Annotated in this window: 12 protein-coding genes; 2 read left to right on the forward strand and 10 right to left on the reverse strand. The window is 61.0% G+C overall.

Going from position 1 to position 14,734, the window contains the following annotated elements; translation table 11 throughout:
* Positions 1 to 14: 14 nt before the first annotated feature.
* Positions 15 to 1,169, reverse strand: coding sequence for an efflux RND transporter periplasmic adaptor subunit (locus ACN0SC_RS10580; protein WP_417249649.1), 1,155 nt, complete (start codon positions 1,167 to 1,169; stop codon positions 15 to 17).
* Positions 1,170 to 1,336: 167 nt separating this feature from the next.
* Between ACN0SC_RS10580 and ACN0SC_RS10585 the strand changes: the two genes are divergently transcribed.
* Positions 1,337 to 2,008 carry a TetR/AcrR family transcriptional regulator gene (locus ACN0SC_RS10585; protein ID WP_417249650.1) on the forward strand — a complete coding sequence of 224 codons (672 nt, stop codon included), beginning with the start codon at positions 1,337 to 1,339 and terminating at the stop codon, positions 2,006 to 2,008.
* A gap of 33 nt (positions 2,009 to 2,041) precedes the next feature.
* Here ACN0SC_RS10585 and urtE read toward each other — a convergent pair whose 3' ends face one another.
* The 7 genes from urtE to ACN0SC_RS10620 all read right to left on the reverse strand — a co-directional run bounded on the left by urtE (position 2,042) and on the right by ACN0SC_RS10620 (position 11,638).
* Positions 2,042 to 2,740, reverse strand: a complete 699-nt coding sequence (gene urtE / locus ACN0SC_RS10590) for an urea ABC transporter ATP-binding subunit UrtE (RefSeq protein WP_417249651.1) — start codon at positions 2,738 to 2,740, stop codon at positions 2,042 to 2,044.
* A gap of 3 nt (positions 2,741 to 2,743) precedes the next feature.
* Positions 2,744 to 3,484, reverse strand: coding sequence for an urea ABC transporter ATP-binding protein UrtD (urtD, locus tag ACN0SC_RS10595; RefSeq protein WP_417249652.1), 741 nt, complete (start codon positions 3,482 to 3,484; stop codon positions 2,744 to 2,746).
* Positions 3,481 to 4,707, reverse strand: coding sequence for an urea ABC transporter permease subunit UrtC (gene urtC, locus ACN0SC_RS10600; RefSeq protein ID WP_417249653.1), 1,227 nt, complete (start codon positions 4,705 to 4,707; stop codon positions 3,481 to 3,483). Before urtC ends, urtD begins: the two co-directional genes overlap by 4 nt.
* A 4-nt stretch (positions 4,708 to 4,711) precedes the next feature.
* Positions 4,712 to 6,667 carry an urea ABC transporter permease subunit UrtB gene (urtB, locus tag ACN0SC_RS10605; protein ID WP_417249654.1) on the reverse strand — a complete coding sequence of 652 codons (1,956 nt, stop codon included), beginning with the start codon at positions 6,665 to 6,667 and terminating at the stop codon, positions 4,712 to 4,714.
* A 75-nt stretch (positions 6,668 to 6,742) separates the two neighbouring features.
* Complete coding sequence (gene urtA / locus ACN0SC_RS10610) at positions 6,743 to 8,014, reverse strand: urea ABC transporter substrate-binding protein (protein ID WP_417249793.1); 1,272 nt, start codon at positions 8,012 to 8,014, stop codon at positions 6,743 to 6,745.
* A gap of 418 nt (positions 8,015 to 8,432) precedes the next feature.
* Entirely contained in the window at positions 8,433 to 10,955 is a 2,523-nt protein-coding gene (locus tag ACN0SC_RS10615) for an ABC transporter permease (RefSeq protein WP_417249655.1), read from the reverse strand.
* A complete protein-coding gene (locus tag ACN0SC_RS10620; RefSeq protein ID WP_417249656.1) occupies positions 10,952 to 11,638 on the reverse strand; it encodes an ABC transporter ATP-binding protein in 687 nt (228 codons plus the stop codon). The genes ACN0SC_RS10615 and ACN0SC_RS10620 overlap by 4 nt, the downstream gene beginning before the upstream one ends.
* Here ACN0SC_RS10620 and ACN0SC_RS10625 point away from each other — a divergent pair.
* The gene (locus ACN0SC_RS10625; protein ID WP_417249657.1) at positions 11,637 to 12,347 is read left to right on the forward strand and encodes an arylesterase; all 711 of its coding nucleotides are present in this window, start codon (positions 11,637 to 11,639) and stop codon (positions 12,345 to 12,347) included. The genes ACN0SC_RS10620 and ACN0SC_RS10625 overlap by 2 nt on opposite strands.
* Before the next feature lie 6 nt (positions 12,348 to 12,353).
* Here ACN0SC_RS10625 and ccoS read toward each other — a convergent pair whose 3' ends face one another.
* Entirely contained in the window at positions 12,354 to 12,512 is a 159-nt protein-coding gene (gene ccoS, locus ACN0SC_RS10630) for a cbb3-type cytochrome oxidase assembly protein CcoS (RefSeq protein WP_417249658.1), read from the reverse strand.
* Complete coding sequence (locus ACN0SC_RS10635; RefSeq protein WP_417249659.1) at positions 12,509 to 14,704, reverse strand: heavy metal translocating P-type ATPase; 2,196 nt, start codon at positions 14,702 to 14,704, stop codon at positions 12,509 to 12,511. The genes ccoS and ACN0SC_RS10635 overlap by 4 nt, the downstream gene beginning before the upstream one ends.
* Positions 14,705 to 14,734 lie beyond the last annotated feature (30 nt).

Genomic DNA, 14,734 nt, shown 5'->3' on the forward strand with positions numbered 1-14,734 from the left:
TCTCAGACTTGAATTTAGTTGTTTTCAGCGGAAGAGGCTGCAGCCCCTTGCTCTTGTGGGACCACGGGCGCACCAGGCGCGGCTTTCTGCAGGCCGGCAACAATGACACGCTCCCCTGCTTCGACGCCTTCAGTCACAACCCAGTCGGTGCCGTGGTCGCGCAAAACCGTAAGTTTGCGCTGCTCGACAACATTTTCTTCGTTAACCACCAAGGCCGTAGGCTCGCCCCGACGGTCACGCGTGACCGCTTGCTGCGGCACCAGTATCGCATCGCTCAACACGCCTTGGGGCATATCGACCTGCACATACATACCCGGCAAAAGGAAACCGTCTGGATTGGGGAAGGACAGACGAAGCACAATCGTTCCCGTTCCCTCGTCAACGTGGGGTTCGGCGGCAGAGAGCTTGCCCTGATGCTCGTAGGTCGAGCCATCGGCCAGCTTGAGTTCAACAACCTGACCAAGCCCTTCGGCGAACCCTTCCCCACCCTGCGCACGGCGCCAGCGCAACATATCGGCGGCGGCCTGCGTGACATCGACGTAAACAGGATCAAGTGTGCGGATCACGGTCAACGGCGTTGCTTGTCCCGAGGTTACAAGCGCACCAACGCTGACATCGCTCAACCCTGCAACGCCAGAGATCGGCGCGCGGATGTCCGTGCGCTCGAGATCGATCTCAGCCACCAACACTTGGGCCTCGGCCACCTTTACGTTCGCTTTGGCAATTTCGAGAGCCGAAATCGCATTGTCGAGATTTTGTTGGGAGACAACGCTTCGCGATTTCAATTCCTGCTGGCGATCGAATTCCAGTTGAGCCGCTCTCAGCGAGGCGTTGGCTTGTGCAAGCTGTGCTTCGGCGGCGGTTTTCTGAGCTTCGTAGGAGGCGGCGTCGATGCGGTAGAGAAGATCACCCTTTTCAACGGGGCGCCCCTCGATGAAGAGACGCTCCAGAATAAGACCGTTCACCTGCGGACGCACCTGCGCCTCGGACGAGGCGGCCACGCGGCCTGGCAGAGAGGCCGTCAATGTCACGTCGTTCGCCTCTAGCGTCACGACAGTAACGGGCGACGGAGGCATACCAGCTTGTGCTAGCGCCCCCAAAGGCAGGCCCACGGCCAGTATGAACGCAGCAGCCAGTCGGCTCAGCGGAGCGATAAGTGAATGAGGCATTGAGATAAGCTCCAGAAATTTAGAGATCGCGGCGCATGGCCATGGCGCAGAATAATCGTCACGGCAACTATCGACTCGGACGGTGAACGGGAATACACGCTTGCGGGGTAATAAAGAAAACCCGATAGTTTTGTAAAGCGTGTTTCGATGCCGACTGGAGAAAATTTATGACAGGCAAGGACATATCCGGTGAGCTGCCCTCTGATTGCGAAAAGGCGCGCCGCGGGCGTCCACCGCAAATGAACCACGCCGCCCGCGAGGCCGCCATTCTGCGCACGGCTGCGCAACTCCTGCTAGAGACGCCCTTCGACAAAGTAACGATGACCGCAATCGCGGAAAAAGCGGGCATGTCGAAACGCACGGTCTACGAAATCTTTAAAAGCCGCGAGGAATTGCTTGTCCGTGCGATCATCAATGTTTCGGACACAATATTCCTACCGCTCAAGGACGAAGAGCGCGGCTTGCCGCTCAGTGAACGCCTGTCAATTTTGCTGCGCTTCAACACACCGTCGAGCGCGGATCAGAACAAACTCGAACTTTTGAGATCCGTGATTGCAAAAGCGCGAACCTACCCCGATCTGGCCTACAACCTTTACACGTCAAGCAAAGGGACTTTGTCAGGTTTCTTGCGTGCCGAACTTCTCCGTGCCAGCGAAAGCGGTGAAATTTCCCTATCCCGAAACGATGTCGATCTAGCCGTTGAGTTGCTGATGGACATGGCGCTTGAAAATCCTCTCACGCACCTGCTTCAACCCGACGCCTCGCCTACATCCGAGCGCGAGAAAGAGCGACGACTTCAATTCGCCATCGCCCTTTTCCTACGCGGGCTTGCACCCTAACGGTACAGACAACCGCGAAGTCGGGCGTCCCGACTAGGCAATGCGGAAGACTTCGGCGGCTTGTTCTTTGGAAATATCAGCCTTGTCGTGGCGCGAGGTTACACGGCCGCGCTCCATGAATACGAGCTTGTCGGCCAGATCGTAAGCAAACTCAAAATACTGCTCCACCAGCACAATCGCCATGTCCCCGCGCTCCCGCAAAAGCGCGATCACGCGTCCGATTTGCTGGATGATATTGGGCTGGATGCCCTCGGTCGGCTCGTCAAGCAGGAGCAGTTTCGGCTTGATGATCAGCGCGCGGGCGATGGCGAGTTGCTGCTGTTGACCGCCCGACAGATCACCGCCGCGACGATGCATGAAGTCCTTTAGGATCGGAAAGAGTTCGAACACCTCGTCGGGAATGAACCGCTCCTCGCGCGGCAGGCAGGTGAACCCCGTCTCAAGGTTCTCCTTCACAGTGAGGAGCGGGAAGATCATGCGCCCCTGCGGCACCACGGCGACACCTTTTTTGGCCAGTTGGTCCGAGCTTGCACGGCCCACATCCTCGCCATCCAGCGTGACAGACCCGCCCGAGCGCGGATGCGATCCGCCGACGGCCTTCAGCAGCGAGGTCTTACCCACACCGTTTGTGCCCATGACGCAGGTTACTTCGCCCGCCTTAGCCTCCAGATCAATGTCATAGAGGATTTGCGATCCACCGTAGTGCAGCGAGAGGTTTTTGACATCCAACATTGTTTACCGCCCCAGATAGACGTCGATGACGTCCTGATTTTTCGTCACGTGATCAAGCGACCCTTCGGCCAGAACCGACCCTTCGTGCAGTACCGTCACCTTGCATTCGAGACGGCGCACGAAGTCCATGTCATGCTCCACCACCACCACCGCGCGGGTCTTGGCCGCTTCCTTGAGAATATCCGTGGTGTGCTCTCGTTCGCCCAGCGTCATCCCCGCCGCAGGCTCATCGACGAGGAGCAGCTTGGGGTCTTGCGCGAGCAGCATCCCGATTTCCAACCATTGTTTCTGTCCGTGGCTCAACTCACCCGACTTGCGCTCCAACTGGTCGGAAAGCCCGATCTCACCGGCCAGTTCCTCGACCTTGGCAACATCCTCGGGCTTCGGTTTGAAGAAAAGTACCTTGAAAGGCGAACGATCATTGCGCACGGCCATCATCAGGTTCTCGAACACCGTCTGGTCCTCGAAAACCGTGGGGCGCTGGAACTTCCGCCCGATGCCAATGCGCGCGATTTTGGCCTCATTCATCCCGATCAGGTTTCGCGACAGGTCGCCCCAGAGAACCGTGCCCTCGTCGGGTTTTGTTTTGCCCGTCACGATATCCATAAACGTTGTCTTGCCCGCACCGTTCGGCCCGATGATAGCCCGCATTTCGGCGTGGCCGATGGAAAAAGAAAGGTTGTTAATCGCGCGGAACCCGTCGAAGGAGACGGAAACGCCAGAGACTTCAAGAAGCTGGCTCATTTCTCGGCCTCCTGTTCACGAAGGCTGCCCGCATCAGGCCCCAGCGGCGCACCGCCGCGGTTGGGAGATACACGCTCGGAAATCAGATCGACCAGACCGCCGATGCCCTTGGGTGCGAACAGAGTGACGAGGACGAAGGAAAGGCCGAGGATCACCTGCCACCAGTCCACCCATTTGATCGTGTAAAAGCCCAGTGGAATGTCGGGGGCCTGCCCGCCTGTGAACCACGTGGAGACCAGCGACACGAAGGCCGCACCGATCACCGCGCCATAGAGACGCCCGCGCCCGCCGATAGCAACCCAAACAGCGAGATAGATGGAGGCAATGGGCGCGATTTCAGCGGGGTTGATGATGCCCGCCTGCGGATAATAGAGCGCGCCCCCGATACCCGCGATCACGGCCGTGAGCACGAAGATGAAGAGTTTGAACCCCTCGACCGAATAGCCGAGGAAGCGCACCCGCGCCTCGTCGTCGCGGATGCCGCGAATAACCGAGCCGAACTTTCCCGACACGACGAAAGCCGCGATCAGGTAGGTCACGAGCAGCGCGAAAGCCGAAGCCCAGAAGAACCAGATGGAGATGTAGTCCTGCGAAATGCCATCCGCGCCAGGAAGGTTCTGCAAGCCCGACAGCCCGTTGTTGCCACGCAGCCCGCTGTCGTTCTGGAAAAGGTAGAGGGAGAGCGCGAGCGTCATGGCCTGCGTCAGGATGGAGAGATACACCCCCGTCACCCGCGAGCGGAAGGCCAGCCAGCCGAAGACCAGTGCAAGCACGCCTGGGACAATCACGACCAACGCGATCTGCGCCCAGAAACTATGCGCGAACATCCACACCAGCGGGAAATCCGACGAGCCGACAACGCCGAAAATCTGCGTCCCGATGGCGTCGGAAATCTCCGCGTCCGTCGGCGGAAGCGCCCCACCTGACAGCGACCCCGCCACGATCAACTCGGTGCGTGCATACATCAGCCACATGCCGATCATGTAGCCGCCCAAGCCGAAGAAGGCGAAGTGGCCAAGCGACAGGATGCCCGTATAGCCCCAGACCAGATCCATCGCGATGGCGACCAGTGCGAGACAGAGCGTCTTGCCCAATGTCTTAACGAAAGAGGTTGAAATCGCCCCCGCACCATAGGCCTCCGACATGAACGTCACCGCGAGGGTAAAGATCAGAAGCGCCGCGACGACCACAGGGAGCGAGGGGTTTTTCTTGAGAAAGTCCATGAGCTTAATCCCCCGCCGCGCGGCCCTTGAGAGCAATGATGCCCTTGGGTCGGAATTGAATGAAGATGATGATGAAGACGATCATGTAGGTCTGCGCCGCCAGCGTGTTGGACGGATTGAGCCACTCGATCCCCTTTTGCAGGAAGCCGATCAGCCCCGCACCAAGAAGCGTGCCCCAGATGTTGCCAACACCGCCGACCACCACGGTCATGAAGCTCTGCACGATGTAGTCGGATCCAAGCTCGGAGGTGACTTTCGCATAGAGCCCGATGGCAACCCCTGCGACCCCCGCGATGCCGGAACCAAGCCCGAAGGTCAGCATGTTCACGCGGTCAGGATTGATCCCCATCGACGCCGCCATACGCGGATTTTGCGTCACGGCGCGTGTTTCAAGGCCAAGCCGCGTCTTCTTCATGATGAAGAGGAAGACCCCGAGGAACACGAGCGCGAGAACGAAAATCGCGATGCGGATGTAGGAGATCGCCACCACGTCATTAAAGACCAGCGCGCCGTCCAACCAAGCGGGCGAAGTGAGCGGGCGGGCCTGCGTGCCGAAGATGTTCTTAGCAATCTGTTGCAAGGCGATGGACACACCGAATGTGGCCAGAAGCGTCTCAAGTGGGCGCGAATAGAGCCAACGGATAATCAGCCGTTCCATCGCCACACCTGCGGCAAAGGTCACGGCGAAGGCAAGTGGGATCGCGAGGATGATTGAGACAGTGTAGTCGGGGACGATCTGCTGCACCACATAGCCAGTGTAGGCCCCCATCATGATGAACTCGCCGTGGGCCATATTGATCACCCCCATCACGCCGAAGGTGATGGCAAGGCCGATGGCGGCGAGGAAATAGATCGAGGCCAGCGACAACCCGTCGAGCATCAGGTCCATCGTCTGGTTGATACTCACGGCGCGGTTGATGGACTTGAGCGTCTCCTCGGCGGCGTTGGTGACGGCGGAGGAAGGCTCGCGGTAGACCTCGACAAATTCCGCGCCCGATACGGCCTTTTCCACCGTCATGTCTGGATCAAAGGCAGGCACCATACCCGCCTCGGCGAGCGCCGCATAAGCACGGTCGCGAGCCTCTTGTGTATCAAGTTCGGAGACGGGTATTCCCACAACCGCACCGTCCACGATATTGGCCTCAAGCGCGGCCTTGCGCTCGTCCAGTGTCGGCATCGGCGTGACAGAACCCGCCTCGACAAGCATCTCGTAGGCGCGTTCCATCGGCAGCGCTTCGCTCCCCGCCTTCACGTCACCCTTTACGTTCGCATTGTCAGGCAAACCCTCGGCCAGCACGATACGTGTAGCCATAACGGGATTGAGCGCTGCGCGGGCGTCCAGTGACAGAGCCCCGCGGAAGCCCTCGATTGCGGCGACGCGGGAGGCTTCGTCCTCGCCATAGGAAATGGTCAAAAGCCGCTCTGTGGTCTCTTTCAAAGCGCGGATATCGGGATCGCTTTCGCCCTCGATCGACGCACGAAGCGGAGCCAAATGACTGGCCTCACCGTCCCGCTGGATGGCCAGAAGCGCCTCGCGGCGGCGGATGGGATCGGGGTCGTTGAGTTGGAACTGGACCAGCGCCGCACCGATCATCGCACGGATACCCGAGTTGGGCTTGAGTTGCTTGAGGTCGCCCTTGTCATAAGCGCCCACAAGCGCACCATCCTCGAAGTCGTAGAGGTTGTAGGTCGAACGATCGACCTCCTCGCCGTAGTAGAAAACCCCCTCGTCCTCGACGAACCACATGTTCTTTTCCTGCCACTGTTGCAGGACACTCTGCGCCGCAGGAAGGCCGGAATTTGCAAGCGCGTCGATGGCGGGCGCAATGGTCTTACGGGAGGATTTGACGATCACTTCGGCGTGCTCGGACAGCACATCCTGTATCGTGCGGTCTTGAGCGCTGGCGGCGCTCGCAAGAGACGCGACGCATAGACACAGGGCGGCGAGAAAGCGGATCATTGGGGATCTTCTTTAATCTGGAGAGTGGGAGGGCAGCGCATAGGCCGCCCTCCTGAAGTGGTGGTTCAGATCACATCAGTAGTTGGATTTGATCTGCACGCAGGTCTCGGTCTCGGTGTTGTACATACCGCAGCCGAGGTCTTTCCAATCGGAGATCAGTACCGCGCTCTCGGGCAGGAAGTCGGTCCATGCATCGCCAGGAACCGGATCGGTCTCGGAGATGATGTCAAACTGACCGTCCTCAAGAATTTCGCCGATCAACACGGGCTTGGAGAGGTGATGGTTCACACCCATCACCGCAGTGCCGCCTGTCAGATTCGGGAACTCCTGACCATACATCTCCGCGCGGACTGCATCGACGTCTGTCGAGCCAGCAGCCTCAACCGCGTTCACCCACATGTTGAAGCCGATGTAATGCGCCTCCATCGGGTCATTGGTCACGCGGTCTTCGCCCATGCGCTCTTTCCACGCGGCGACCCATTCGGCGTTGGCTTCGGTGTCGGCAGACTGGAAGTAGTTCCACGCAGCGAGGTGCCCGACGAGGTTGGAAGTGTCGAGACCCGAAAGCTCTTCCTCACCCACAGAGAAGGCCACAACGGGAATGTCGTCAGCGGAAATGCCCGCCGCCGCCAGCTCCTTGTAGAAACCGATGTTCGCGTCACCGTTGATGGTGGAGATCACGCCGACCTTCTTGCCGTCCGCGCCAAGTGCCACCACGTCGGAGACGATTTTGGACCAGTCGGAATGACCGAAGGGCGTGTAGTTGACGAAGATGTCTTCTTCCGCGATGCCCTTCGACTTGAGGTAGCTTTCGAGGATGTTGTTCGTGGTGCGCGGGTAGACGTAGTCCGTGCCGAGCAGCGCGAATTTCTCGACACCGAGTTCATCGAGGAAATAGTCGGTGGCGGGGATCGCCTGCTGGTTCGGCGCGGCGCCTGTGTAGAAGACGTTCTTGGAGCTTTCCTCACCCTCGTATTGCACGGGGTAGAAGAGCAGGCCGTTGAGTTCCTCGATCACGGGCAGCACAGATTTCCGCGACACGGACGTCCAGTTGCCGAAGATCACGTCAACCTCATGCACGGTCAGAAGTTCGCGTGCTTTCTCGGCAAAGAGCGGCCAGTCGGAGGCAGGGTCGACAACGACCGCCTCGATCTCGCAGCCCAGCACGCCACCCTTGGCGTTCTGATCCTCGACAAGCATCTCGACGGTATCTTTGAGCGTGGTCTCAGAAATTGCCATCGTGCCAGACAGCGAGTGCAGCACGCCGACTTTGACAGGGCAATCGGCCGAAGCGGCGGTTGCCATCGCAGTAGAGGCGAGCAGCGCCGTGGCCAATGTTGCTTTCATATTCAATTTCACGTCCAGGTTCCCTTGTTGGAACGCTGCGGGCACGACAATGGGCGCTGTCAGGAACAGGTAAAAGGTTACTGTTTGTATTTCTGACAAAGACGCCTACATTTCCCGTTGCAGCGCTATGTGTTGCATTCGGCGGTGGTGGCGACCGGCAAGTCAGGCTACCACCGCTTTTTCTTTGCACGCCCCCCGAGCCGATTGCCCTGTCTGCGCGCCGAGGACAGCCTTGCGCGATCACAGCCCTGTGACACCCTAAAACCCGCCTAGATCACATGCGAAACATGATGGACTGGGCGAAAACGCACAATTTGTAGGCAAATTCGGCAAGTCACGAGCAACTATTAATCACCCACCAAATACTGACGCTACGGCAGGGCGTACATGATTCCGCGCATCGCCCCGTCTGACAGGCTCAATCTTGCGCGCGGAGCACCTGCGCGGGACGCACACGCATCGCACGCCACGAAAACACGGTTGAGGTTACGGGCGTCAGCCCGATCCCGCCAAAGACGATAGCAAGGGCGGAGGTCAGCGACAGTCGGAATGTCGCATCCATCACGAACTCCATAATCGCCCAAGCCGCCAAAGCGCCCGTGACCAAGGCAACCGCCGCCGCCGCCAGTCCCATCAGAAGCGACCGCAGCGCAAAACTCGCCAGAATGCGTGCGCGGCTTGCGCCGAGGGTTTTCAGAATTGCCGCCTCGTAGCGCCGCTTGTCCTCACCCGCCGCCGCCGCACCGACCAACACGACCGCCCCCGTCACAAGGGTCGCCAGCGCGCCCAGCGTGGTGGCGGCAGCGATGCCTTCGACAATCGACACAACGCGGTCGATTGCATTGCGGACCGAAATGGTCGTGATGTTGGGATAGGCTTTCGACAGGCTGCGCACCAAAGGAGCCTCGGCCTCTGGCTCGGCATAGATGGTCGCGATATGGGTATGCGGAGCGCCCTGCAATGCAGCGGGGTTCATCGACAGGACAAACCCCATCCCCGCACCTGAGAAATCCACCTCGCGGAAGGAGGTGATCGTGCCTGTGATGTCGCGCCCCAGAACGTTAACTGTCATCGTGTCGCCGAGTTCCAATCCCATCTCCGCGCCCTCTTGCGCGGCGAAGCTGATTTGCGGCACGCCCGCATAATCCTCGGGCCACCATTCTCCCTGCGTGAGCGTGGCATTCTCTGGCATTGTCGCGGAATAGGTGATCCCGCGATCACCGCGAATAACCCAATGCGGGCCAGCATAGGCCTCGGCGTCCTGACCGTTGATCCGCGTGATAATCCCGCGCAACATCGGCGCAGTTTCATATGCCGTCACCCCCTCTTCGGCATCGAGACGAGCGAGGAAGCCGTCGATCTGAGCAGGCTGGATATCGACAACGAAATAGGAAGGAGCCTCGTCAGGGAGGTCTTGTGAAATGGCACTGCGCAGGTTGTAGTCGATTTGCCCGACAGCAGAGAGAACGGCCAGACCGAGACCGAGCGAGAGGACGACCGAGACAGTTTCACCCCCCTGCCCGCCAACCGCAGAAAGCGCGCTGCGCAGCCCCGTCCGCCCCCGCACGAACTTGAGCCGCGCCAATCGGCGGGCAAGCGCGGAGGCCCCCATGGCGCAAACCACCAGAAGCGCGAAAGCGGCAGCGACCCCAGCGAAAGACCAGATCACCAGTCGCCCACTGTCGGTGAAGAGAATTGCCGCACCCATGAGCAGTGCGAGCAACGCCCCGATGATGACGAGATAGACAGGACGAGGCCGCCCGCGCAGACCGAATTGCGCATCGCGATAGAGAGCGGCGGGACGGATTTGCTCGGCACGCGACAAGGGCCACAGAACGAAAATGGCCGCAGCGATGAAACCATAGAGCGCGGCCTCGATAAGAGGCCCGATATGCGGCCCCGCAACCACGGGCACAGGCAGGCGCGCCTCTATAAGCGGACCTGCGATCAGCGGCGCTGCCGCGCCCAACACAAGCCCCGCCGCGACAGAAACCAGCGTCAGAACGCCGACTTGCATCAAATACACCATACGCACCGTCGCCCGTTCGGCTCCAAGCGTTTTCAGTGTGGCGATCACAGTTGTCTTGCGATCCAGATAGGCGCGCACAGCCGAGGAGACACCAACACCACCCACGGCCAGACCCGCCAACCCAACAAGCACAAGGAACGATGACAGCCGCTCGACAAAACGGTTCACACCTGGCGCACCGTTGCGTGCGTCACGCCAGCGGAACCCGCCATCGGCAACCTCCGTTTTGGCGCGCTCTTCCAGCGCCGCAAGGTCGGTGCCTTCGGGCAAATCAAGGCGATAGGCCGCTTCGAACAGGGTGCCCGCTGAGAGAAGCTGCGTCCCCTCAAGGGCATCAAGCGCCACGATCGAACGCGGTCCGAGCGAGAACCCCGCTGCGGCGTTGTCCGGCTCGCGCACAATCCGCGCCGAAGCGATGAACGGCACTCCGCCAATAGAAATCTCGTCCCCAACATCCAAGCCGAGGCGGCCAAAAAGCATCGGATCAAGCACCGCACCCGCCAGTTCCCCGTCGCCCGACAGGGCCTCGTCCAGAGGGATCGGCGGGTCAAGCTGCACCGTGCCAAGAAGCGGATAGGCACCGTCGACTGCCTTCACCTGCGTCAGGGCGCGCTCGTCGCCGCGCGTGAGCATGGAGCGGAAGTCGGCAATTTCGGACAAGGCATCGGCTTCGTTCGCCATCCACGCCCGTTCCTCATCGGTGGCGAAACGATAGGTAAACTCCATCTCCGCATCGCCACCCAAAAGGCTGGCCCCCTCGCGCGCGAGGCCAAGCGAAATGCTCTCTCGCACCGAGGTCACGGCGGCGATTGCGGCCACACCAAGCGCAAGGCAAAGAACGAGAATGCGAAAGCCCTGCAGGCCCGCACGCAACTCGCGGCGCGCGATGCGCCATGCGATCTTTGCCCTCACGCCGACACCTCCGCCGCATCAATCCGCCCGTCTCTGAGCCGCACAATGCGATCACAGCGCGCGGCGAGATCGGCAGCATGGGTCACGATCACGAGGGTTGATCCATGACGGTCGCGCAGCTCAGCCAACAACTCCATGATCGCCTCTCCCGTGGCCCCGTCAAGATTGCCCGTTGGCTCGTCGGCCAGCAGGATTTCAGGGCGCGGCGCGGCGGCACGCGCAAGGGCCACACGCTGCTGCTCACCGCCCGACATCTGGGACGGATAGTGATCGAGACGCGCGCCCAGACCGACGGCATCCAACTCCTCGCGAGCTCGTTCGAAAGCATCCTTGACCCCTGCAAGCTCCAAAGGTGTGGCGACATTTTCCAGCGCGGTCATTGTCGGAATGAGGTGGAAAGACTGGAACACCACCCCCATATGATCCCTACGGAAGCGGGCCAGTTGATCCTCCGACATCGCCGTGAGATCGTGACCCAAGACCGACACCGTTCCACCGCTGGCCTGCTCCAGACCGCCGAGCAACATAAGGAGAGACGACTTGCCCGATCCAGATGGCCCGATCAACCCCACGGTCTCCCCGCGCGCTACATCCAGCGTGATGCCGTGGAGTATCTCGACCCGCCCCGCGTTGCCATCGAGAGCAAGCGTGGCGTCGGTCAGGGAAATGATCGCATCGGGCATGGAGGAAATCCTTGAATTCGTGTCACTTGGATATGGGGTCGCGGGCCGCATGAGCAAGCAGGCTTGTGCGATTTTCCTTTCCGTTTGCCTAACCTTAGGCGGGATCGCCGCGGCAAGTGCCGAAAACCTGCGGATCGCGGCTTTGGGCGACAGTCTGACGCAGGGCTACGGGTTGATGGCGCAGGATGGTTTTACCGCTCAACTGCAACGCTGGCTCGACGCGAAAGGCGCAGAAGCGACGGTGGTAAATGCGGGCGTGTCGGGCGACACCACGGCGGGCGGTTTGAGCCGCGTGGACTGGACCCTTTCCGACGAAATCGACGCGATGATCGTGGCGCTCGGCGGCAATGACGTGCTGCGCGGGATCCCGCCCGAAGTGGCGCGTGCAAACCTGTACGCGATCATGGAGCGCGGCGCGGCCAAAGGGTTGCCTATGATGATCATCGGGATCACCGCGCCAGGCAACTATGGTGCGGAGTATAAGCAGGAGTTCGAGGCAATCTACGCCGATCTCGCCGAAGAGTTCGACGCGGTTTACGTCGACAGTTTCCTCGCCCCGCTGGAAGCACTCGGAGACATGTCCGAAACGCTCAAGACCCACCTACAACTCGACGGCATCCACCCGAACGAAAAAGGCGTTGCGGTGATCGTCGAAGCCATCGGGCCGAAGGTTCTGGAGCTTGTGGAGCGTGTCGACCCCGCCTCCTGAGCAGCGTCACTCTTTGGGATGGTCGTCGTAATCGTCCGTCAGGATGCGCTCGGCGTCGCCCTGCGGGTCGTCGAATTGCCGCGTGCGGATCGACCAGAAGAACGCAGCCAGCCCCAACCCGCCCAGAAAGATCGACACGGGGATGAGATAGACAAGCACGTTCATTGCGCTGCCCCTTTCTTCTTACGCGCGCGCAGGCGGAGCGCGTTGAGTGAGACGGTGATCGAGGAGGTCGACATGGCCAACGCGGCCGCCAGTGGCGTGGCGAAACCAGCGAGAGCGAGCGGGATCGCGATGGCATTGTAGCCCGCCGCAATGGCGAAGTTTTCTTTGATGCGGCGAGTGGCTGCCACGGCAACCTGTGCGGCCTCACCAAGCGGCGCAAGCGATCCGCCAAGCAGCACCACATCCGACACAACGCGGGTGGCTTCCAAGGCAGAGGCGGGCGAAATCGAGACATGGGCGGCGGCCAGTGCTGCGGTGTCGTTGAGGCCATCACCCACCATCAGAACCTTGCGACCCGTGCGGCTCAATTCGCCCACGCGCAGGGCCTTGCCTTCGGGCAGGCACTCGGCCTCCCAAGCATCAATGCCGACCCGCGCTGCGATCTCGGCCACGGCGGCGGGGGCGTCCCCCGACAGGAGAACCACATCCTTGCCCTGCGCCTTGAGGTCGGCCACAGCCTGCGCAGCCCCGTCGCGCAGGTGATCGACGAAGGTAAACACCACAGGCTCGGCATCCCCCACGCGCATATAGGTCGCGGTTTGCCCAACTGGATCGGCCCCGATCCAAGCCGCACGGCCCAAACGGACGCGGGCACCATCAACCTGCGCTTCAATCCCCTGCCCCGGAACTTCACGGGCATTCTCAACAGTGGCTGGCACGACATCAGAAGCGCGGCAGGCGGCAAAGAGTGCAGCTGAAAGGGGATGCGCCGAACCCGCCGCCAACGCCATAGCAACAGCACGATCACGCGGTGCGATGGCGTCGAGGTTGGCCAATTCGGGCGCGCCTTCTGTCAGGGTGCCCGTCTTGTCAAAGACCACCGTATCCACCTCGGCCAAACGTTCCAGAGCGGTGGCCGACTTGATCAACATCCCTGCACGGAACAAGCGCCCCGACGCGGCAGTGGTCACAGCAGGGACCGCCAGCCCAAGCGCACAAGGACAGGTGATGATGAGAGTAGCCACGGCAATATTGGTGGCGAGGCGAAAATCGCCCGTCGCCCATGCCCAACCGATGAAAGCCGCCAGCGCGAGAAGATGCACTGCGGGGGCGTAAACCTGCGCGGCGCGGTCGGCCAGCGAGGTGTAGCGGTTGCGCGAAGTTTCGGCCATGGCGACCAGATCGGCCATGCGGTGCAAGGAGCTGTCCTCGCCCGCCGCCGTCACTTTCACGAGCAGTGGCCCAGTGAGATTGATCTCACCCGCGCTCACGACCGTGCCGACATCCGCCGCGACAGGGAGACTCTCACCCGTCAGAAGCGAGCGGTCCAACTCGGAGGCTCCTTCTTCCACGATCCCGTCCACGGGCACCCGCGCGCCAGGAACGACCCGAACAACATCGCCCGCAGCTACATCGGAAATTTGCCGCACGGTGCCATCCGACATTGTTGCGCGCGGAACTTCGAGGGCGGCGAGCTCTTCGGCCGCCGAGCGGGCCACAGATCGGGTGCGGTAGTCAAGATAGCGGCCCGACAGAAGGAAGAAGGTCAGCGAGAGCGCTGCGTCAAAATAGGCGTGCTGGCCCGAATGGGCGGTTTCGTAAATCGACATGCCCGCCGCGAGAAGGATCGCCAGCGAAATAGGCACATCCATGTTGAGCCGCCGCACGCGCAGAGCCGACCAAGCGGAGGCAAAGAACGGCTGCGCGGCATAGGCAATCGCGGGCAGCGCAATCGTCGCGGAAATCCAATGGAACATATCGCGAGTCGCATCCGATGCCCCCGACCACACCGCCACGGAGAGCAGCATGACGTTCATCATCGCAAAGCCCGATACGGCAATCCGCGTCAGGATCGCACGTCCACGCTTGTCGGTCTCGGTCGAGGAAATTACCGAGGCGTCCAGTTCGAAACTCTCGTAGCCAATGCCCTTGAGCCGTTCGATCAGCGCATCGGTCGAAACCGTATCATCGGCATCCACCACCACGCGCTTGAGCGTCAGGTTCACCCGCGCCGCCCGCACGCCCTCATGCTTGACCAACTCGCGCTCAACAGCGGAGATGCAGGCCGCGCAATGCGCAGTCGGCAAAGACAGGATGATCCGCGCATCGCGCACATCACGGGCATGAGCCGCATCCTCAGCGGCAGGCGCGGCCACACAGGCCGGACAGGCAGAGATCTGGACGTCGGACATCGCGCGCTTCCGTTTCCCCGAGGGTTGGGG

Origin of the sequence: Celeribacter sp. (assembly GCF_048261515.1) — a bacterium.
In the GTDB taxonomy this organism is placed as follows: Bacteria; Pseudomonadota; Alphaproteobacteria; order Rhodobacterales; family Rhodobacteraceae; genus Celeribacter.